The organism is Stenotrophomonas veracruzanensis (assembly GCF_032911525.1).
Lineage (GTDB): Bacteria > Pseudomonadota > Gammaproteobacteria > Xanthomonadales > Xanthomonadaceae > Stenotrophomonas > Stenotrophomonas africana.
This window is the reverse complement of record NZ_JAWJTI010000010.1, coordinates 22,489-42,882: the sequence shown is the minus strand read 5'-3', so window position 1 is coordinate 42,882 and position 20,394 is coordinate 22,489. Positions and strand designations below refer to the sequence as shown.

Sequence of the window (20,394 nt, the reverse complement as noted above, 5' to 3'; positions counted from 1 at the left end):
CCGACCGACCCGCCCCTGTAGAGCCGAGGCTACGCTCGGCTCACGCGCGCAGCGCGGCTTTATCGCAACCTCACCGAAGCGCAAGCCGAGCATGGGCTCGGCTCTACAGCCGACCGGCCCGCCCTTGTAGAGCCGAGCCTACGCTCGGCTCACGCGCGCAGCGCGGCTTTTTCGCAACCTGACCGAAGAGCAAGCCGAGCATGAGCTCGGCTCTACAGCCGACCGACCCGTCCTTGTAGAGCCGAGCCTACGCTCGGCTCACGCGCGTAGCGCGGCTTTATCGCAACCTGACCGAAGAGCAAGCCGAGCATGGGCTCGGCTCTACTCTTCCTCTTCCGGCACGTCCTGCGGGTTCAACGTCTTGCTTGCCCGCTTCGGCGCGGTGAACGGCGTCGGCGTCGGTACGCCCTGCGGGCTGTTGCCGTAGATCATCCGCGCGCCGGCATTCAGACCACCACCGGCAATCTCCAGCTCGAAACGCTCGGCGTCGCGGCGGCGGATCTGCTCGGCAATCTCGATCGCGTCGTCCTCATCCGCACCCAGTTCCACCAGCGCGGCCTGGCCGAACAGCACCGCCGATTCAAACGTCTCGCGGATCTGGAAATCGACACCGGCATGGATCAGCCGCAGCGAATGCTCGCGGTCGAACGAGCGCACCATCAGCTTGGCCTGCGGGAACTCGTGCGCCACCAGTTCAACAATGCGATCGGCGGCTTCAGCCTTGTCCACGCACACCGCAATCGCACGTGCTGTGGCCGCACCCGAAGCATGCAATACATCCAGACGCGTACCGTCGCCGTAATAGATCTTGAAACCGAAGCGCGCCGCGCTCTGGATCATCTCCACATCGTTGTCGATGATGGTCACGTCCACGTCGCGCGCCAGCAGCGACTGGCTGGCGACCTGGCCGAAGCGGCCGAAGCCGATCAGCAGCACGCTGCCGGACAGGCCCTCGGCCTCGTCCACGCCGTCCATGTTCACCGTCGGCTTCGGCGCGATGCGCTTGTAGACCAGCACCACCAGCGGGGTCAGCGCCATCGACAGCACCACCACGGCGGTGAAGTTGGCATTGATCTCCAGGTTGATCACACCGGCCGATGCCGCGGCGGAGAACAGCACGAAGGCGAACTCGCCGCCCTGCGCCATCAGCACGCCCCGGTCCAGCGCCTGTGCGTGGTCGCTGCCCATGATGCGCGCGACCACGTAGATGCACAGCGCCTTGGCCGCCATCAACGCCAGCACCAGGCCCAGGATCAGCTGCCAGTTGCCAGCCACCACGCCCAGGTCCAGCGCCATGCCTACGCTGAGGAAGAACAGGCCAAGCAGGATGCCGCGGAACGGTTCGATGTCTGCTTCGATCTGGTGGCGGAAGGTCGATTCGCTCAGCAGCACGCCGGCCAGGAACGCGCCCATCGCCATCGACAGGCCGGACAGCTGCATCAGCAGCGCGGCACCCAGCACCACCAGCAGCGCGGCGGCGGTCATCACCTCGCGCGCCTTCGATTCGGCCAGCACGCGGAACAGCGGATTGAGCAGGAAGCGGCCGACCAGCACCAGGCCGACGATGGCGCCCACGCCGATCGCCACCGACAGCCAGCGCGAGCCCTCGCCATCGGCGCTGCCCGCGCTCGGGCCCATCCAGGCCACCAGCGCCAGCAACGGCACGATCAGCAGGTCTTCGAACAGCAGGATCGAGACGATCTTCTGCCCCGACGGCAGCGCGATGTCACCGCGCTCGGCCAGCAACTGCATCACCACTGCAGTGGAGGTGAGCACGAAGCCGGTGGCGCCGATGAAGGCCACCTGCCACGGCAGGCCGAACAGCTTGGCGATGCTGGTCAGCACCAGCGCACAGGTGACGATCTGCAGCGTGCCCAGCCCGAAGATTTCCTTGCGCAGGCTCCACAGGTGCGACGGCCGCATTTCCAGGCCGATCACGAACAGGAACATCACCACGCCGAGCTCGGCGGTATGCAGGATGGCCTGCGGGTCGGAGAACCAGCCCAGCCCGAACGGTCCGATCGCCAGGCCAGCGGCGAAGTAGCCCAGCACCGAGCCCAGGCCGGCCCGGCGGAACAAAGGCACCATCACCACCGCCGCGCCCAACAGGGCCACGACCTTGACCAGCTCGCTGGTCGCTGCTTCTACCGCCATGCGGTGTTTTCCCCAAGATCCAGAATCGGGTTCAACAATAGAGCAATGCCGATGACGGCAATAGCACGCATGTTGCGTCGGATTGTCTTGGGGATGGAACGATACCGGGCGTGACCCCCTGCATCATCCCGAAACCATGTACGCGCCTCAATGGGTGCCAACCGTGCACCCGCCTTCGGTGGGTGCCAACCTTGGTTGGACGAAAACGCCGACCAAGGTCGGCATCTACCAAGGCATTCCCCGGCCAGCCTCACCCACCCCGGCAGAACGCGGCGTAATCGATATATCCCGGGAACGGCACGCCCGGCGCACACACCGGGCAATGCGGGTCCGGCCGGATGCAGGATCCCGAACCCATGCACCCGCTTCGGTAGGTGCCAACCTTGGTTGGCACGAAAGCGCCGACCAAGGTCGGCATCTACCAAGGCATTCCCCGGCCGGCTTCACCCACCCCGGCAGAACGCGGCGTAATCGATATACCCCGGGAACGGCGCGCCCGGCGCGCACACCGCACAATGCGGGTCCGGCCGGATGCCGGTCTCGCGGAAGCGCATGCCCAGCGCATCGAAGCGCAGCAGGCGGCCGACCAATGGTTCGCCGATGTCCAGCAGCAGCTTCAGCACCTCGGTCGCCTGCAGCACGCCGGCCAGCCCGGGCAGCACCCCCAGCACGCCGGCCTCGGAACAGTTCGGCGCAAACTCCGGCGGCGGCGGCTCGGGGAACAGGCAGCGGTAGCACGGCGCCACGCCGCGCTGGCGACCGGCGTCAAACACGCTTACCTGGCCGTCGAAGCGCTCGATGGCGGCGTACACCAGCGGCGTGGCGTGCTTGATGCAGGCGTCGTTGAGCAGGTAGCGCAGCGGGAAGTTGTCCGAGCCATCCAGCACCACGTCCACGCCGTCCAACAGCGCATCCACGTTCTCGGAGGTGACCCGCTCGGGAACGGCCTCGACCTCGATCGACGGGTTCAGCGCCAGCAGACGCTCGCGCGCGGAATCGACCTTGAGCTGGCCCACGCTGGCTTCGGTATGCACGATCTGCCGGTGCAGGTTGCTGCGCTCCACGCGGTCATGGTCGGCGAAGCGCAGGTGCCCCACCCCAGCCGCAGCAAGGTAGAAGCCGGCCGGCGCGCCCAGCCCACCCGCGCCCAGCACCAGCACGCGTGATTGCTGCAGTCGGCGCTGGCCGGCCTCGCCCACCTGCGGCAGCAGCAGGTGGCGCGAGTAGCGGTCGTAGAAGTCGCGGTCGGCGGCGCTGGCCACCGGCTGCACCAGCGGCAGCGACTGCTCGCGCCAGGCCACGGTACCGCCCGTCACGGAAGCGACGCGGGTGTACCCGGCCTCCAGCAGGAACTGCGCGGCATCGGCCGAGCGCTTGCCGCTCTGGCAGATCAGCAGGATCTCCTGGTCGTGCCGCGGCAGATGCGCGGCCGGGTCGGCCTGCAGCTCGCCCTTGGCCACGCCGCGCGCGCCTTCGGCCATGCCGCCCGCCCGTTCGTGCGCTTCGCGCACATCAATCAGCACGGCGCCATGGGCCAGGCGCTCACGTGCCTGCGCGGGGGAAAGCTCTTGGATGCTCATGTCCGCATTATCGCGCAGGCCGTTCTGCCTTGCCTTGGCCAATGCCCGGCGCTATGCGCGCTGTCCGCGCCCGCCGTGCTGTTCCTGAAGAAGACCGATCAGCGCTTTCAGCCCGGGCGGCACATGCCGATGGCCCGGGTAGTACAGCGAGAGGCCAGGAAATTCAGGACACCAGTCCTCAAGCAGGCGCAGCAGGCGGCCATCGGCCAACGGCTCCAGTGCCAGATGCTCGGGAACGAAGGCAATGCCGATACCTTCAATGGCCGCGTCGACCATCAACGGCTGGTCCGTCAGCGTGATCGGCCCGGAGACGTTCACCCGCTCGGCGGTGCCTTGACGCTCGAACTCCCACCGGTAGATCGCCCCACTTTCGAAGCGGAAACGAATGCAGTCGTGCTGATGCAGATCCAGCGGCCGCAGTGGCCGGCCACGCGCCTGCAGGTACGCCGGCGAGGCAACTGCCGCGAACCGCATGGGCGCGGTCACCGCTATCGCGACCATGTCCCGCGGCACCGCTTCGGTCAGGCGGATACCCGCATCGAAACCGTCCGAAACAATATCGCCCAGCCTGCCGTCACTGACGATGTCCAGGTGGACCTGCGGATACTGGCGCAGGAACCGCGCAAGCACCGGCTTCAGTACGAGCCGTATGGCGCCCTCACTGGCGTTGATGCGGACCGTGCCGCGCGGCGTGCCCGCTTGGGAATCCACGGACTGCAGGGCCTCCTCGATCGAGGCCATGGCCGGCCGCAGCTTTTCCGCCAGGCGCTCCCCGGCGTCGGTCAGCGAGACGCTGCGCGTGGTGCGGTTGAACAGGCGCGCGCCCAGCCGCTGCTCGAGCGCCTTGATCGCATGGCTGATTGCCGACGGGGTGATGTTCAATTCTGCCGCCGCGCTGCGGAAGCTGCGATGCGCCGCCACCGCCAGGAACGCGGTGAAGGGGGTCAGATCACCACCGCTGGACTGCTGAATTCCCTTCACCATATCATGAAATATTGAAGCGATTGTCTTGATAGTCAACCGATTCTACGCTTCTGGTTGCCCGTGGGCACAGGCCCTCGGCGCTCACCCACCGGGACAGGATCAAGACGATGAAAACGATGAAAGCGGTTGTGATGACCGGGCCGAATGCGCCGTGGCAGGTACAGGCCGTGCCGATGCCCGTGATCGAACCGGGCCAGGTACTGGTCAAGGTCCACGCATCGGGCATGTGCTACACGGACGTCTGGGCAACCCAGGGCTATGGCGGCGACATCTACCCGCAGACCCCGGGGCATGAAGTGGTCGGCGAGGTCGTGGAAGTAGGCGCGGGCGTGCACACGCGGCGGGTGGGTGATCGCGTGGGCACCTCATGGGTCCAGTCCGCGTGCGGCCGATGCCCCTACTGCCGCGAGAATCGCCCCTTGTCCGGGCAGACGGCGATGAACTGCGATGCACCTCGCACCACCGGCTTCGCCGCCCAAGGTGGCCATGCGCAGTACATCGCCATCTCCGCCGAAGGCACGGTACTGCTGCCTGACGGCCTTTCCTACGTGGACGCGGCGCCGATGATGTGTGCCGGCTACACCACCTGGAGCGGACTGCGTGATGCGGCGCCCCAGCCACGGGAGAAGATCGCGGTACTGGGTATCGGTGGACTGGGCCATGTCGCCCTGCAGCTGTCCAAGGCCTGTGGCTTCGAGACCATCGCCATCACCCATTCCGCAGACAAGCATGCGCTTGCCCTGCAGCTTGGCGCCGACCAGGTCGTGGCCAATGGCAAGGAATTGAAGGCCATCGGCGGCGCTGATGTGCTGCTGGTGACCACCAATGAATTCAGCTCGGCCGAAGAAGCGATGACCGGCCTGCGTGTCGACGGGCGCGTTGTGCTGTGCGGCCTGGACTTCAGCCAGCCGTTCTCGATCTCGTCCGAGGGCGTGCCGTTCCACATGATGCGCCAGCGTGTGATCGGCGCCACCCATGGTGGCCAGCACTACCTCAGCGAAGTGCTGCAGCTTGCCGCTGCCGGCAAGGTGAAACCGATGGTCGAGACCTTTGATCTGGACCGCGCGACCGAAGCCTATGATCGGCTTTCGTCGGGAAGAATGAGGTTCCGTGGCGTGCTGTTGCCGTGGGGCCACGCCTGAGCAAGGCGGCCGCCCATGTACAACAACGAAAAAGGCGGCCCTCAGGCCGCCTTTTTCTACATCACTTGCCCTTGACGTGCTTCATCAAGCGCCGCTTGGCCTTGACCTGCCGCTCGGTGAGGACGTTCTTCTTGCCCTCGTACGGGTTGGTACCCTCGCGGAAGATGAAGCTCACTGGCGTGCCGATCAGCTTGAAGCGCTTGCGGAAGAAATTCTCCAGGTAGCGCTTGTACGATTCCTGCAGCTCCTTCAGGCGCGTGCCGTGCACGATGAAGGTCGGCGGGTTCGCGCCGGCCGGGTGCACGTAACGCAGCTTGGAGACGTGGCCGCGGATGGTCGGCGGCGGATTGGTCTCGTAGGCCACTTCCAGCGCCTTGTTCACTTCGCTGGTGGTGAAGGTCTTGTTCGCCGATTCGTGCGCGCGGTGCACCGCACGGAACAGCTCGCGCAGGCCCGAGCCATGCTTGGCCGAGATGCGCACGGACTCGGCCCACGGCACGAAGCCCAGCTTCAGCGACAGCATAGTTTCGGCCTGCTCGCGCTGGTACTCGGTCAGGCCATCCCACTTGTTGATGGCGATCACCAGCGCGCGACCGGCGTCGAGCACTGCACCGAGCACGGTAGCGTCCTGGTCGGTCACGCCTTCGGTGGCGTCGAGCATCAACACGGCTACCTGGCACTGCTCGATCGACTGCATGGTCTTGACCACCGAGAACTTCTCAACGACCTCGTCCACGCGCGAACGACGGCGCAGGCCGGCGGTATCGATCAGGCGGTACTCGCGGCCGTCGCGCTCCAGGTCCACTGCGATCGAGTCGCGGGTGGTGCCCGGCACGTCGGAGGCGATCATGCGCTCCTCGCCGAGGATGCGGTTGACCAGGGTCGACTTGCCCACGTTCGGGCGGCCGACGAAGGCGATGCGGATGCGGTTCGGATCGTTGTCCAGCTCTTCGCCACTGCCTTCTTCCGGCAGGCGCTGGATCACTTCGTCCAGCAGGTCGTCCAGACCCTGGCGATGCGCAGCCGACACGGTCAGCATCTCGCCGAAGCCGTAACGGGCGAACTCCGAACGCACGGTGTCCTCGTCGGTGCCGTCGATCTTGTTGATCAGCAGCAGCGTCGGACGCGACAGCTTGCGCAGCCAGGCCAGGATCTCGTCATCCATCGCCGAGGTACCCTCACGGGCATCGACCACGAACAGGATCAGGTCGGCTTCCGCCGCAGCGGCGCGGGCCTGGCGGGTGGTAGCCCCTGCCAGACCCTCTTCCTCTTCCGCGATACCGCCAGTGTCGACGACGAGGAAATGATTGTCCTCGTCCAGACGACAGACGCCGTAGTTGCGGTCGCGGGTGACGCCGGGCTGGTCATGTACCAGCGCATCACGGGTGCGCGTAAGCGCATTGAAAATAGTCGACTTGCCGACATTCGGCCGTCCAACCAGGGCGACCAAAGGCAGCATCGCGATTACTCCAATTTTTAATTTGCCAACCGGAAGGCGGTCAGCTTGCCATCAACGTTCTGCACCAGCAGCACCCCGTCTACGACGACCGGCTGGGCCAGCAGGGCGTCGCCGCCACTTTTTGCCCGTGCCGCCATCGCACCATCAGAGGTCTTCAACCAGTGCACGTATCCCTTGTAGTCGCCGACGACCACGTAATCGCCGTGCAGCGCCGGACCGGTCAGCGATCGACGCGCCAGCTCGGTCTGCGACCACATGGCGGCGCCGGTCGCCTTGTCCAGGCCGAACACGCCACCCTTGTTGTCGGTGACGAACACATTGCCCGACGACACCGCCACGCCACCTGCGCCGCCATGGTCGCGCGCCCACAGCGGGCGACCGGTCGGGCCTTCGATGGCCATGGTCTGGTTCTTGAAGCTGCTCACGTAGAGGGTGTTGCCCTCCAGCACCGGGGCGCCGTCGACGTCGGCCATGCGCTCCAGCTCGGTACGGCCTTCGCCGTTGCCGAGGTTCTGCTCCCACAGGGTACGGCCATCCTGCATGGCGAGCGCGGCAACCGCGCCTTCGTCCTTGCCGATGAACAGCACGCCCGGGCCGGTGACCACCGGCGCGTTGCCGCGCACCGTCAGCGCCGGCAGCTCGCTCGGGTTGAACCACTTCTGGGTGCCGTTGCCGGCATCGAAGGCGGTGATGCGGCCATCATTGCTGCGCACGAACACCAGGCCCTGGGCCACGGCCGGCGCCGCAATCACTTCACCCGGAACACGGGCGCGCCACTTCTCGCTGCCATCGTTGATGTCCAGGGCGATGACCTGGCCATCCAGCGTGCCGATCACGACCAGGTTCTCACCGACACCCGGGCCGCCGGACAGGCGCAGCTTCGGCTTCTTCTTTTCCTTGGTCGGCTCCCAGGTCCAGACCTTCTTGCCGGTCTGCAGGTCGATGGCGTGCACGCCGCCGGTGATCGCCGCAGCGAACACATGGCCGTTGGCCACGGCCGGGCCCTGGCGCACGCCGATGCGGCGCTCGCCCTTGCCGAGGTTGACCGACCAGGCCTTGTTGACCTTCACGCTCGGCTCGAACTTGACCAGCTCAGCCGGCTCCTGGGCCTTCTTCGCTGCCGCGTCCTTGCCGGCGAACCAGCCCTTCATGGTGCTGCAGCCGGTCAGGGCCATGCCCATCAGGAGCACGGTGGCGACGCGGGTGATCATGACCTTCTGACTCATCAAACCGACTCCGCAGGGGCGGCGACCGTGCCGCCGGCATCCATAACCTTGGTTTCCAGCAGGCGCCGCTGCGGCGCTGCCACGTCCAGCGACTTCAACGCCTTCTCGTACTGTGCACGGGCATCATCACGCTTGCCCTGCGCCAGCAGCGCGTCGCCATGGATTTCCAGGCTGCTGCTGTCGGTGGCGCTGCCCAGCAGCTTGATCGCCTCGTCGCTCTTGCCGGTGGCCACCAGCAGGCGGGCCACACGCTGGTCGACCACGCGCTGCAGGTCACCTTCGACCTTCACGGCGCGCAGGGTGGCCAGCGCTTCTTCATTCTTGCCGGCGTCGACCTGGGCCTTGGCCAGCTGCAGCGCCGCGAGGTCGCCATAGATGCTGGACGGGCCGGCTTCGAGCGCCTTCACTGCCTTGGCAGCGTCGTCGAGCTTGTTCTGCTGCAGGCCGACCAGCGCCTTCTGGTACTCGACATTGGCCGAGGCCAGCTTGCCGCCCTGATCCTTCTGGTACCACTGCCAGCCGGCAATGGCACCGATCGCGATGGCTACGCCACCGAGGATGCTGGCGCCATTCTTCCGCAGCCAGCTGCGGACGCGTTCACTTTGTTCGTGCTCGTCGAGCAGATCGTCGATCGCCATGCGTACTCTCGCCCCGCCCGTCGGGAGGGACCATTGGGATTAATCGAAGGTGGTGAAACCGCGCCTCAGTGCGAAACCGGGACTACGGAGCCTTCAGAGGATACCTGAAAGCGTGCCACGTTGGCTCGCTGGTAGGGGGTCAGATCGACGATAGCGCCGTTCTGCTGAACCTGGACCGCCGATGCGTTGCCCAGGGTCACCCGGGTCACCTGGCCCGGGGTGAAGCTGCGGCTTTCGCCGGACTTGATCAGCGCCTTCTCGACGGTGCCACCGTCCGGACCGCCGATATCAACCCAGCTGTCACCGCTGAACTGCATTTCCAGCGTGTTGCCGACCGCGGCCGGCGCCGGGGCCGAACGCGGCACCGGGGCCAGCGAGGCCACGTACGGGGTCGCGGCCGGCTTGCTGGCCGGAACGCCCGCCACATCAGCCGGTGCCGTCGGCTCAACGCCTGCGGCAGACGGGGTCACCGGCACGGCGGCCGGGATCGCATCCAGCGAGGCCGTGTTCGGCGACGGGGTGGCACTGCCATCGAAGTGACCGCGGGTGGCGAACCACACCGGCACGGCCAGCACCGCGGTGATGCCGACATAGAGCATGCGCCGGCCAAGGTTCTCGGCAATACGGCGCGCACGCGGGGTATGGGTATGGCTGACCAGGGTGGGCGGCACCACCGGCCCGACCTGGGCTTGCTCCAGCAGCTGCCCCACGTCCACGTTGAGCAGGCGCGCATAGCTGCGCAGCTGACCGCGCACGAACACCGGTGCGCCGAGCTTCTGCCATTGTTCTTCTTCCAGCGACCTGACCACCTGGACCGGCATGCGCAGGCGCGAGCCGACATCTTCGAGGGTCAGTCCGGCCGCCTCACGGGCCTGGCGCAGGCGGGTGCCGCAGCCGGCCGCAGTCTCGAGAGCGCTCACAGTCTGGTCATCAATCACAATGCATCAACCCTGGAGTTTAGGAGCCCGCGTCCTGCGGAAATTCCTGTCGAATCCGCTGAAGATAGCGATCAGATGCCGCCCGATCACCCAGCCGCGCTTCGATTTGAGACGCAAGTTGTAACACGGAACGCGTTGCGGGTGCAGCCGCAATCCTACGTTCGGCGAAGGCCCGGGCCTCCATGAAGCGGCCCTGGCGGAAGCTGAGCTGGGCCATCGCCTCCAGCGCGACCGGGTTGCCGGGCAGCGTCGCCAGCGCCGCACGCAGGTCGCGCTCGGCACGTTCGAACTGGCCAGCATCCAGCGCACAGCCCCCGGCATTGGCCTGGGACTCGGCCGGCGTGGCGTAGCCCGGCGCCTGCAGCGCACGATCGAACCAGACCAGCGACTCGGCCGGCCGCCCCTGCTGGCACAGCCACGCGCCGTAGTTGTTGAGGATGTCCCCGCGCTGCGGCGCCTGTTCGGCAGCCCTGCGGAAGCTCTCGCCAGCCTGCTGGGTACGGCCACGGCGCTCGTCGATGCCCGCCAGCAGCACCAGCGCATCGGGCGATTCAGGGGCCAGCTTCAGCGCCTCGCGCGCCTTGCGTTCGGCCGCATCGAGGTTTCCGACCTGCATGTCGCGGGCGGCCAGTGCCAGCAGGTCCTGCAGGCGCACCTGACGCCGCACGCTGTCCGGATCACGGACCGAGTAGACCGGCGCCTCGCTGGGGCCCAGCTTGGCCTTGGGTTGGGATTTGCAGCCGCCGACCGCAACGGCCAGCATGCCTGCGAACAGAACCAGCCAGAGGCGGTCAGGCCGCGGCATCGCTCCCCTTCCCCGCCTGCAGCGTCTTGTTGAACTCCGCCTGGCGGCGGGTGCGGTCCATCACCTGGCCCTTGAGCTGGCCACAGGCGGCGTCGATGTCATCGCCACGGGTGCGGCGGACCATGGTCAGCACGTTACTGTCGAGCAGGATCTTCTGGAAGGCACGGATGTGCGCTTCTTCCGAACGCTCGTAGCGGGTGCCCGGGAACGGGTTGAACGGGATCAGGTTGACCTTGCCCGAATCCTTGGCCTGCACCGCGTTGTCGAACTGGCGCATCAGGCGGGCCAGCTCACGGGCATGCTCGGGCTTGTCGTTGATGCCCTTCATCAGGGTGTATTCGAAGGTGACCGATTCGCGGCGCTTGTTGGCGCGCAGGTAGCGTGCGCACGAGGCCATCAGCTCGGCGATCGGGTACTTCTTGTTGAGCGGCACCAGCGTCTCGCGCAGCGCGTCGTTCGGCGCATGCAGCGACACCGCCAGCGACACGTCGCTTTCGGCAGAGAGGCGGTCGATCTGCGGCACCAGGCCGGAGGTCGACAGGGTCACGCGCTTGTTGGCGAGGCCATAGCCCAGGTCGTCGCGCATCACGCTCATGGCGCGTACGACGTTGTCGAAATTCATCAGCGGCTCGCCCATGCCCATCATCACCACGTTGGTGAGGCGGCGCATCTGGTGCGGCACGTTGCCCAGGTGACGTGCGGCAACCCACACCTGGCCGATGATCTCGGCAGTGGTCAGGTTGCGGTTGAAGCCCTGGGTAGCAGTGGAGCAGAACGTGCAGTTCAGGCCGCAGCCGACCTGCGAGGACACGCACAGCGTGCCGCGGGTCTTGTCCGGGATGTACACGGTCTCGATGGCGTTCTTGCCATCCACGCCCATCGCCAGCAGCCACTTGTGGGTGCCGTCGGCGGAGGGCTTGTCGAACACGATGTTGGGAACCAGCACCTCGGCATGGGCCTGCAGCTTGGCGCGCAGGACCTTGCCGAGGTCGGTCATTTCATCGAAGTCGGTGACGTAGCGATGGTGGATCCACTTCATCACCTGATGGGCACGGAACTTCTTTTCGCCGAGAACCTCGACGAAAAACTTCTCCAGGCCCGCGCGATCGAGGTCGAGCAGGTTCTGCTTGCCAGCCGTGGGTGCCGACTTCGGCAGCGGCTGGATGGCGGGGGACTGTACGACCTCGTTCACGGCATTACTCTCAGCGCGAGACGACTTCGGTGGCGGCGAAGAAGTAGGCGATTTCAATCGCGGCATTCTCGACCGAGTCCGAGCCGTGGGCGGCGTTGGCATCGATGGATTCGGCGAAGTCGGCGCGGATGGTGCCCGCAGCGGCTTCCTTCGGGTTGGTGGCGCCCAGCAGGTCGCGGTGGGCCAGGACGGCGTTCTCGCCTTCCAGGGCCTGGATCATCACCGGGCCGGAGATCATGAACTCGACCAGCGCGTTGAAGAACGGACGCTCGCGGTGCACGGCGTAGAAGCCTTCGGCTTCACGGCGCGACAGCTGCTTGTACTTGGCGGCCACGACCTTCAGGCCGGCCTTCTCGAAGCGGGCGTAGATTTCGCCGATGACGTTCTTGGCAACGGCGTCCGGCTTGATGATCGAAAGGGTGCGCTCCAGCGCCATGGGATGTCTCCAATGGAATCGGGCCGCTGATGGCCCGAAGGGTAACATGAAAAAAACCCGCGTCGGGACGCGGGCTTAGCCTGATAAACGTAGGCGAATTGTAAAAGATAAAGTGCTGGCGTGGTAGTGCCGGCCGCTGGCCGGCCTTGGACGCCATTCAAGCTCGGAGCGGCCGGCACTACCCCATTCACCCACCTGAGTGAAATCTGACCGGGCCGGCCGGTTTTGCTGCACTGCAAAATGCCATACGGTACCGTCTGGTCCTAGTATCAAACAATCGTTTGATTAAGGTCCGCCCGCCGATGGCCAAACCCGCCCACTTCTCGACCAAGGACCGCATCCTCGGCGCGGCCGAGGAGCTGTTCGCACAGCATGGCTTCGCCGGTACCTCGCTGCGCCAGGTGACCAGCCAGGCCGACGTCAACATCGCCGCGGTCAACTATCACTTCGGCTCCAAGGAAAACCTGGTCAACGAAGTCTTCCGCCGCCGCATGGACGAGATGACCGGCGCGCGCCTGGCGCAGCTGGAGCGCGCCCGCAGCGAACACCCCGGGCAGCTGCGCCCGGTGCTGGCCGCCTTCGTCGAGCCGGCGCTGGCGCTGGCCCAGGACCGCCAGAACGGCGGCGCCTTCGTGCGCGTGATCGCCCGCGCCTACGCCGAGAAGAACGACAACCTGCGCAAGTTCCTGTCCGACCACTACGGCCACGTGCTGCGTGCGTTCGGCAAGGCCATCGGCGAATGCGTGCCCGACCTGAGCAAGGAGGAGCTGTACTGGCGCCTGGATTTCCTGGCCGGCTCGCTCACCTATGCCATGGCCGACTTCGGGCTGATCAAGCGTCCCGCCGGTGTCACCGAAGCGGCGCATCGTGCCCATGCCGCCCACGAGCTGATCCATTTCGCCGAAGCCGGGTTCCGCGCCGCCGCACGCGCCAGCGCCCTGCCCGCTTCCCTTTGATTCCACCCAGTAACTGCTGACCAACAAAGGCCCTACACCATGTCCAATTCCCTGCTAGTCCGCCGCGCCGCCGTGCTGGGTGCCGGCGTCATGGGTGCCCAGATCGCCGCCCACCTCACCAACGCTGGCGTCGACACCGTGCTGTTCGACCTGCCTGCCAAGGAAGGTCCGGCCGACGGCATCGTGCTGAAGGCGATCGCCAACCTGGGCAAGCTGAGCCCGGCGCCGCTGGCCAGCAAGTCGCTGGCCGAAGCCATCACCCCGGCCAACTATGAGTCGGGCCTGGAACAGTTGAAGGACTGCGACCTGATCATCGAGGCCATTGCCGAGCGCATGGACTGGAAGCAGGACCTGTACAAGAAGATCGCGCCGTTCGTGGCCGACCACGCGGTGCTGGCCTCCAACACCTCGGGCCTGGGCATCAACAAGCTGGCCGACGTGCTGCCCGAGCAGCTGCGTCACCGCTTCTGCGGCGTGCACTTCTTCAACCCGCCGCGCTACATGCACCTGGCCGAGCTGATCCCGGCCACCACCACCGATGCCGCCGTGCTGGAAGGCCTGGAAGCATTCCTGGTCACCACCCTGGGCAAGGGCGTGGTGTACGCCAAGGACACCCCGAACTTCATCGGCAACCGCATCGGCGTGTTCTCGATCCTGTCCACCATTTACCACACCCAGCAGTTCGGCCTGGGCTTCGATGAAGTGGACGGCCTGACCGGCCCGCTGGTCGGCCGCCCGAAGTCGGCCACCTACCGCACCTCCGACGTGGTCGGCCTGGACACCATGGCCCACGTCATCAAGACCATGGGCGACACCCTGCCGAACGACCCGTGGCATGAGTTCTTCAAGTCGCCGAAGTGGCTGGACGCGCTGATTTCCAAGGGCGCACTGGGCCAGAAGACCGGTGCCGGCATCTTCCGCAAGGTCGGCAAGGACATCGTCGTGCTGGACCTGGAGAAGGAGGACTACCGTCCGGCTGATCGCGCTGCCGCACCGGAAGTGGTCGAGATCCTGAAGATCAAGAACCCGGCCGAGAAGTTCGCCAAGCTGCGCGAGAGCCAGCACCCGCAGGCGCAGTTCCTGTGGGCGACCTTCCGCGACCTGTTCCACTACAGCGCCTACCACCTGGCCGACATCGCCGAGACCGCGCGCGACGTGGACCTCGCCATCCGCTGGGGCTACGGCTGGTCGCTGGGCCCGTTCGAGACCTGGCAGGCCGCCGGCTGGAAGCAGGTGGCGCAGTGGATCGCCGATGACATCGTGGCTGGCAAGAGCATGAGCAACGCCCCGCTGCCGGACTGGGTGTTCGATGGCCGCGATGGTGTGCACGCCGCCGAAGGCAGCTACAGCCCGTCGCGCAACGCCAAGCTGCCGCGCTCGTCGCTGCCGGTGTACCAGCGCCAGCGTTTCCCCGATCCGCTGCTGGGCGAGAAGTTCGCGCCGGGCGAGACCGTGTTCGAGAACGACGGCCTGCGCATGTGGCACGACGGTGATGGCATCGCCGTGGTCAGCTTCAAGACCAAGATGAACACCGTGTCCGACCAGGTGCTGGATGGCCTGCAGGAGTGCGTCACGCGCGCCGAGAAGGACTTCCAGGGCCTGGTGATCTGGCAGCAGAAGGAACCCTTCTCCGCCGGTGCCGACCTGGCCGGTGCCCTCGGCCTGCTGCAGGCCGGCAAGGTCGACCAGTTCGAAGAGATGGTGCACAACTTCCAGCGCACCAGCCAGCGCATCAAGTACTCCCTGGTGCCGGTGGTGGCTGCGGTGCGCGGCCTGGCACTGGGTGGCGGTTGCGAGTTCCAGATGCACAGCGCCAAGACCGTGGCCTTCCTGGAAAGCTACATCGGCCTGGTCGAGGCCGGCGTCGGTCTGCTGCCGGCCGGTGGTGGCCTGAAGGAACTGGCGGTGCGCGCCTCGCAGGCGGCCGGTCCGGGCGGTGATGTGTTCGCGGAACTGAAGAAGACCTTTGAAACCGTGGCCATGGCCAAGGTGTCCAACTCGGCGGTCAACGCCCAGGAGCTGGGCCTGTTGCGCAGCACCGACAAGGTGGTGTTCAACAGCTACGAGGCGCTGTACATCGCCAAGGCCGAAGCGCGTGCGCTGGCCGAAGCCGGCTACCGTCCGCCGCTGCCGGCACGCAGCATCCAGGTCGCCGGTGACGTGGGTATTGCCACCTTCAAGATGATGCTGGTCAACATGCTGGAAGGCCGCTTCATCAGCCCGTACGACTACGAGATTGCCGAACGCATCGCCACCGTGCTGTGCGGCGGCAAGGTCGACCGCGGCACCCTGGTGGACGAAGAGTGGCTGCTGACCCTGGAGCGCAAGCACTTCGTCGAACTGGCCCAGCAGGAAAAGACCCAGGCCCGCATCGCGCACATGCTGAAGACCGGCAAGCCGCTGCGTAACTGATCGCCCCTCCCTGCTTCCGGTGGGTGCCGACCGTTGGTCGGCACTCCCTGATGTGGCAGTCGAGCATGGCTCGACTCTACAAACCCTATTCGAGAGATCACTGCAATGACCAAGCAAATCCAGGACGCCTACATCGTCGCCGCCACCCGTACCCCGGTTGGCAAGGCGCCCAAGGGCATGTTCCGCAACACCCGCCCCGACGACATGCTTGCGCACGTGCTGCGCAGCGTCGTCGCACAGGCCCCGGGCGTGGACGTCAACCGCATCGATGACGCGATCATCGGCTGCGCCATGCCGGAAGCCGAGCAGGGTATGAACGTGGCGCGCATCGGCGTGCTGCTGGCCGGCCTGCCCAACACCATCGCCGCGCAGACCGTGAACCGCTTCTGCTCCTCCGGCCTGCAGGCCGTGGCGCAGGCCGCCGACGCGATCCGCCTGGGCAATGCCGACCTGATGCTGGCCGGCGGCACCGAGTCGATGTCGATGGTGCCGATGATGGGCAACAAGATCGCGATGGCGCCGAGCGTGTTCGACAACGACCACGTGGCCATCGCCTACGGCATGGGCATCACCGCCGAGAAGGTCGCCGAAGAGTGGAAGGTCTCGCGCGAAGACCAGGACGCCTTCGCCCTGGCCTCGCACCAGAAGGCCATGGCCGCCATCCAGAACGGCGAGTTCAAGGACGAGATCAGCCCGTACGAGATCGTCTCGCACCTGCCGGACCTGGCCGATGGCCAGCGCATCATCACCCGCAACAAGATCGCCGACACCGACGAAGGCCCGCGCCCGGATTCGTCCGCTGAAGGCCTGGCCAAGCTGCGCCCGGTGTTCCGCAACGGTCAGTTCGGCGGCACCGTCACCGCCGGCAACTCGTCGCAGATGAGCGATGGCGCCGGCGCCGTGCTGCTGGCGTCGGAGCAGGCGATCAAGGATTACGGCCTGACCCCGCTGGCCCGCTTCGTCAGCTTCTCGGTGGCCGGCGTGCGCCCGGAAGTGATGGGCATCGGCCCGATCGCCGCGATCCCGAAGGCACTGAAGCAGGCCGGCCTGACCCAGGACCAGCTGGACTGGATTGAACTGAACGAAGCGTTCGCCGCGCAGTCGCTGGCGGTGATCCGCGATTGCGGCCTGGACCCGAGCAAGGTCAACCCGCTGGGTGGCGCAATCGCCCTGGGCCACCCGCTGGGTGCGACCGGCGCGATCCGTACCGCGACCCTGCTGCACGGTCTGCGTCGTCGCCAGCAGAAGTACGGCATGGTGACGATGTGCATCGGCACCGGCATGGGCGCAGCGGGTATTTTCGAGGCGCTGTAAGGTTCAAAGCGTTGCCTCGTTGGGCTTCATGGCGTGGGCCGGGTTGGCAGGGCTGCCCTGGACACGCCGTGAACCCTTCCATGGGGGCTCGATGGCGCCATCCATGGCGCCAACGGTCCCGGGCAGCCCTGCCAACCCGGCCCTTCCAGCCTCCCCGCGGCGGAGGGATGAGCAAAGGCAGGATCAAGAGCTGGGGTCAGAGCCCTTTGCTACGCAAAGGGATCCGACCCCGACTCGACGCTCGCGGAAACAAAAAAGGCAGCCATCGGCTGCCTTTTTGCTTTTGCTCTTGCCCTTGATTCCGCCCTTCCCGTCCCGCCCATCACGTATCAATCAAGGCGCCGCACGGAGCGCTTGATAAAACCCTTATTCCGCCAACATCGCCGTCAGTTTCTCCCGCGCCGGGCCGGCCAGCTTCGGGTTGTCCAGCGCGAAGCGGATCGTCGCCTCCACCAGCCCCAGGTGCGTGCCGCAGTCGAAGCGGGTGCCCTCGAAACGATAGGCATCCACCTCTTCGGTCTTCAGCAGCTGCGCGATCGCGTCGGTCAGCTGGATCTCGCCGCCGGCACCGCTGCCGGTCTGCTCCAGCAGCTCGAAGATCTTCGGGCTCAGCACGTAGCGTCCGACCACCGCCAGGTCGCTCGGGGCGTCCTCCGGCTTCGGCTTCTCCACGATCTGCGAAATGCGTCCCTTGCGGCCATCGAAGGCCTCGGTCGCGACGATGCCGTAGCTGGCGGTCTTGTCGTGCGGCACATCTTCAACGGCAATGACGCTGGCGCCACTGGCTTCGTTGAGATCGGCCATCTGCTTCAGCGCACCAGCACCGCGGTTCCAGATCAGGTCGTCCGGCAGCAGTACCGCGAACGGCTCGTCACCGATCACGGCCTTGGCACACAGCACCGCATGACCCAGGCCCAGCGCCTCGGCCTGGGTTACGAAAACCGCACGCACCCCATTGGGCAGCACGTGACGGATCAGCTCCAGCTGCTCCTGCTTGCCGGCGCGCTCGAGCTTCTGCTCCAGTTCGTAGGCCTTGTCGAAGTAGTCGGCAACTGCATGCTTGTAGCGGTTGGTGATGAACACCAGGGTGTCGCAGCCCGCTTCGATCGCTTCATCCACAGCGTACTGGATCAGCGGACGATCAATGATCGGCAGCATCTCCTTCGGCACCGTCTTGGTTGCCGGCAAAAAGCGCGTCCCTAGCCCTGCCACTGGAAAAACTGCCTTGCGAATTCGCTTGCTCATTGGTGCCTGTTGGCCTCACGTGCCGGAAAGGGCACGACTTTAGCGGATGAAATGTAAGCATCCTGTTCGATCGGTGAGAACTCCGGCATCGTCGCGAACAGGACTTCCTTGATGGTGTCGGTGTCGTAGCTGCACACTGCTTCGCGCAGGCGCGGCACGTTACCCAGCACCAGATCGCGCGAGAACATGCGTACACCGGCCTCGAGGATCTTCGGGTGCGCGGTGGCGCGGTAGTCTTCGTCCGAATAGAACAGCGTCTCGTGCAGCTTCTCGCCCGGACGCAGGCCGGTGTAGATGATCGGGATGTCCTTGTACGGCTGCTTGCCTGCCAGGCGGATCATCTGCTCGGCCAGCAGCCGGATCGGCACCGGCTCGCCCATGTCCAGCGTGTAGATCGCACCGTGCGATGCCGAGGCGGCCGCCTGCAGGATCAGCTGGCAGGCCTCGGGAATCGTCATGAAGTAGCGGCTGACTTCCGGATCGGTGACCGTCACCGGCCCGCCACGCAGGATCTGTTCGCGGAACAGCGGGACCACGCTGCCGGCCGAGGCCAGCACGTTACCGAAGCGCACCGTGACGAAACGGGTATGCGTGGACCTCTGGTCCAGGCTCTGGCAGATCATCTCGGCGTAGCGCTTGCTGGCACCCAGCGCATTGACCGGGTCGACCGCCTTGTCGGTGGAGATGAACACGAAATGTTCGACACGGGCCTCAAGGCAGGCGCGCGCCACGTTCTCGGTCGCCAGGATGTTGTTGCGCACGGCTTCGCGCAGCTGCCGCTCAAGCACCGGCACATGCTTGTAGGCCGCGGCATGGAAGGCGGTATCGACTGGATGCAGCGACAGCGCATGGCGGATCACCGCCGGGTCACCGCAGTCACCCAGTACCGCTTCGATCTCGACATCGGGGAAACTGCGGCGCAGCTCACCCTCGATGGTCAGCAGCAGCAGTTCACTCATCTCCAGCAGGATGATGCGGCCGGCGCCATGGCGCGCACACTGGCGGCACAGCTCCGAACCAATCGAACCGCCGGCGCCGGTCACCATCACGGTACGCCCGCCCAGCCAGCCTCGGATGAGGCTCCAGTCCGGGGTGATCGGCTTGCGGCCGAGCAGGTCCTCGATCGCCACTTCCTTCAGCTGGCCCGGCAGCGACTGGCCCTGCAGGATGTCGCTGAGCTTGGGCACGGTCCGGAACGGCACGCCGGTGCTTTCACAGATGGCAACCACCCGTTGCATGCCTGCGGCGTCCAGCGAGGGCATGGCGATCACCAGCAGCTTGGCGGCGGTCTCGCGGACCACTGCCGGGGCATCATCCAGGCTGCCGAGGATGGGCAGCCCCTGCAGCTTGGCGCCACGCAGGTGCGGTGCATCATCCAGCAGACCGACCGGCTCGAAGTTGCCGGAACGGCGCAGGTCACGGACCAGGGTTTCAGCCGCCTGCCCGGCGCCCAGGATCAATACCCGGCGTGCGCTGGAATCCGACTGCAGCGCCTGATAGTCCTTCCAGGCCCGGTACAGCAGCCGCGGCGCTCCCAGCAGCGCCGACAGCGCGAACGGATAGATCACCAGCACCGACATCGGAACGCCATCGAAGCGCTTCCACATCAGTACCAGCACGATGCCGACCAGGCCGATGAAGCTGGCCTTGAAGATGTTCAGCAGGTCGCTGACGCTGGCGAAACGCCACAGGCCGCGATACAGGCCCACGCGCCAGAACACCAGGCCCTGCAGCAGCAGCACCAGCGTGGTATCGACATTCCAGAGGGGCAGCGCCGGCGCGTTGGGGAGGATCGAGTACCGCCCCGCGTGGAGCAGCTGCCAGCATGCCCAGACCATGAACAGGTCGTGGCAGACGATGGCCGAACGCGGCATCAGGCCGAGAATTCTGTCCCGCCAGGGTGAAGCCATAAG

Annotated in this window: 16 protein-coding genes; 4 read left to right on the top strand and 12 right to left on the bottom strand. The window is 66.2% G+C overall.

All coding sequences use genetic code 11. The features are described 5' to 3' along the window. Nucleotides 1-321: 321 nt before the first annotated feature. From R1H25_RS09315 to R1H25_RS09305, 3 genes are all read right to left on the bottom strand, one after another. Nucleotides 322-2,154 (bottom strand): monovalent cation:proton antiporter-2 (CPA2) family protein, encoded by a 1,833-nt coding sequence (locus R1H25_RS09315; RefSeq protein ID WP_164159003.1) that lies wholly within the window; start codon nucleotides 2,152-2,154, stop codon nucleotides 322-324. 443 nt (nucleotides 2,155-2,597) lie between these two features. Next, the gene (moeB, locus tag R1H25_RS09310) at nucleotides 2,598-3,734 is read right to left on the bottom strand and encodes a molybdopterin-synthase adenylyltransferase MoeB (protein WP_317223412.1); all 1,137 of its coding nucleotides are present in this window, start codon (nucleotides 3,732-3,734) and stop codon (nucleotides 2,598-2,600) included. Between the two features lie 51 nt (nucleotides 3,735-3,785). Further along, a complete protein-coding gene (locus R1H25_RS09305) occupies nucleotides 3,786-4,718 on the bottom strand; it encodes a LysR family transcriptional regulator (RefSeq protein WP_154348904.1) in 933 nt (310 codons plus the stop codon). 107 nt (nucleotides 4,719-4,825) lie between these two features. Here R1H25_RS09305 and R1H25_RS09300 point away from each other — a divergent pair, with 107 nt between their 5' ends. Continuing rightward, complete coding sequence (locus tag R1H25_RS09300; RefSeq protein WP_317223411.1) at nucleotides 4,826-5,860, top strand: alcohol dehydrogenase catalytic domain-containing protein; 1,035 nt, start codon at nucleotides 4,826-4,828, stop codon at nucleotides 5,858-5,860. 61 nt (nucleotides 5,861-5,921) lie between these two features. On the opposite strand, the gene der is transcribed toward R1H25_RS09300, so the two are convergent. The 7 genes from der to ndk all read right to left on the bottom strand — a co-directional run bounded on the left by der (nucleotide 5,922) and on the right by ndk (nucleotide 12,554). Further along, the gene (gene der / locus R1H25_RS09295; RefSeq protein ID WP_014036905.1) at nucleotides 5,922-7,319 is read right to left on the bottom strand and encodes a ribosome biogenesis GTPase Der; all 1,398 of its coding nucleotides are present in this window, start codon (nucleotides 7,317-7,319) and stop codon (nucleotides 5,922-5,924) included. Between the two features lie 17 nt (nucleotides 7,320-7,336). Continuing rightward, nucleotides 7,337-8,545, bottom strand: coding sequence for an outer membrane protein assembly factor BamB (gene bamB / locus R1H25_RS09290; protein WP_049447870.1), 1,209 nt, complete (start codon nucleotides 8,543-8,545; stop codon nucleotides 7,337-7,339). After that, on the bottom strand, nucleotides 8,545-9,183 hold the full coding sequence (locus R1H25_RS09285; RefSeq protein ID WP_043884373.1) for a tetratricopeptide repeat protein: 639 nt from the start codon (nucleotides 9,181-9,183) through the stop codon (nucleotides 8,545-8,547). Before R1H25_RS09285 ends, bamB begins: the two co-directional genes overlap by 1 nt. Nucleotides 9,184-9,248: 65 nt before the next feature. Further along, nucleotides 9,249-10,121, bottom strand: a complete 873-nt coding sequence (locus tag R1H25_RS09280) for a RodZ domain-containing protein (protein ID WP_164078526.1) — start codon at nucleotides 10,119-10,121, stop codon at nucleotides 9,249-9,251. Nucleotides 10,122-10,140: 19 nt separating this feature from the next. Further along, complete coding sequence (gene pilW, locus R1H25_RS09275) at nucleotides 10,141-10,926, bottom strand: type IV pilus biogenesis/stability protein PilW (RefSeq protein WP_317223410.1); 786 nt, start codon at nucleotides 10,924-10,926, stop codon at nucleotides 10,141-10,143. Further along, nucleotides 10,913-12,118 (bottom strand): 23S rRNA (adenine(2503)-C(2))-methyltransferase RlmN, encoded by a 1,206-nt coding sequence (gene rlmN / locus R1H25_RS09270; RefSeq protein WP_005409296.1) that lies wholly within the window; start codon nucleotides 12,116-12,118, stop codon nucleotides 10,913-10,915. Before rlmN ends, pilW begins: the two co-directional genes overlap by 14 nt. A gap of 10 nt (nucleotides 12,119-12,128) precedes the next feature. Continuing rightward, nucleotides 12,129-12,554 (bottom strand): nucleoside-diphosphate kinase, encoded by a 426-nt coding sequence (gene ndk / locus R1H25_RS09265; protein ID WP_008265389.1) that lies wholly within the window; start codon nucleotides 12,552-12,554, stop codon nucleotides 12,129-12,131. 302 nt (nucleotides 12,555-12,856) lie between these two features. Between ndk and R1H25_RS09260 the strand changes: the two genes are divergently transcribed. From R1H25_RS09260 to R1H25_RS09250, 3 genes are all read left to right on the top strand, one after another. Then, a complete protein-coding gene (locus R1H25_RS09260) occupies nucleotides 12,857-13,510 on the top strand; it encodes a TetR/AcrR family transcriptional regulator (protein ID WP_014036900.1) in 654 nt (217 codons plus the stop codon). A 39-nt stretch (nucleotides 13,511-13,549) separates the two neighbouring features. Continuing rightward, complete coding sequence (locus R1H25_RS09255) at nucleotides 13,550-15,922, top strand: 3-hydroxyacyl-CoA dehydrogenase/enoyl-CoA hydratase family protein (RefSeq protein ID WP_317223409.1); 2,373 nt, start codon at nucleotides 13,550-13,552, stop codon at nucleotides 15,920-15,922. A gap of 105 nt (nucleotides 15,923-16,027) precedes the next feature. Further along, nucleotides 16,028-17,236, top strand: coding sequence for an acetyl-CoA C-acyltransferase (locus R1H25_RS09250; RefSeq protein WP_005409292.1), 1,209 nt, complete (start codon nucleotides 16,028-16,030; stop codon nucleotides 17,234-17,236). Between the two features lie 366 nt (nucleotides 17,237-17,602). On the opposite strand, the gene galU is transcribed toward R1H25_RS09250, so the two are convergent. Together galU and R1H25_RS09240 are read right to left on the bottom strand one after the other, a co-directional pair. Beyond that, complete coding sequence (gene galU, locus R1H25_RS09245) at nucleotides 17,603-18,481, bottom strand: UTP--glucose-1-phosphate uridylyltransferase GalU (RefSeq protein ID WP_049447862.1); 879 nt, start codon at nucleotides 18,479-18,481, stop codon at nucleotides 17,603-17,605. Then, nucleotides 18,478-20,391 carry a nucleoside-diphosphate sugar epimerase/dehydratase gene (locus R1H25_RS09240; protein ID WP_049447861.1) on the bottom strand — a complete coding sequence of 638 codons (1,914 nt, stop codon included), beginning with the start codon at nucleotides 20,389-20,391 and terminating at the stop codon, nucleotides 18,478-18,480. The genes galU and R1H25_RS09240 overlap by 4 nt, the downstream gene beginning before the upstream one ends. Nucleotides 20,392-20,394 lie beyond the last annotated feature (3 nt).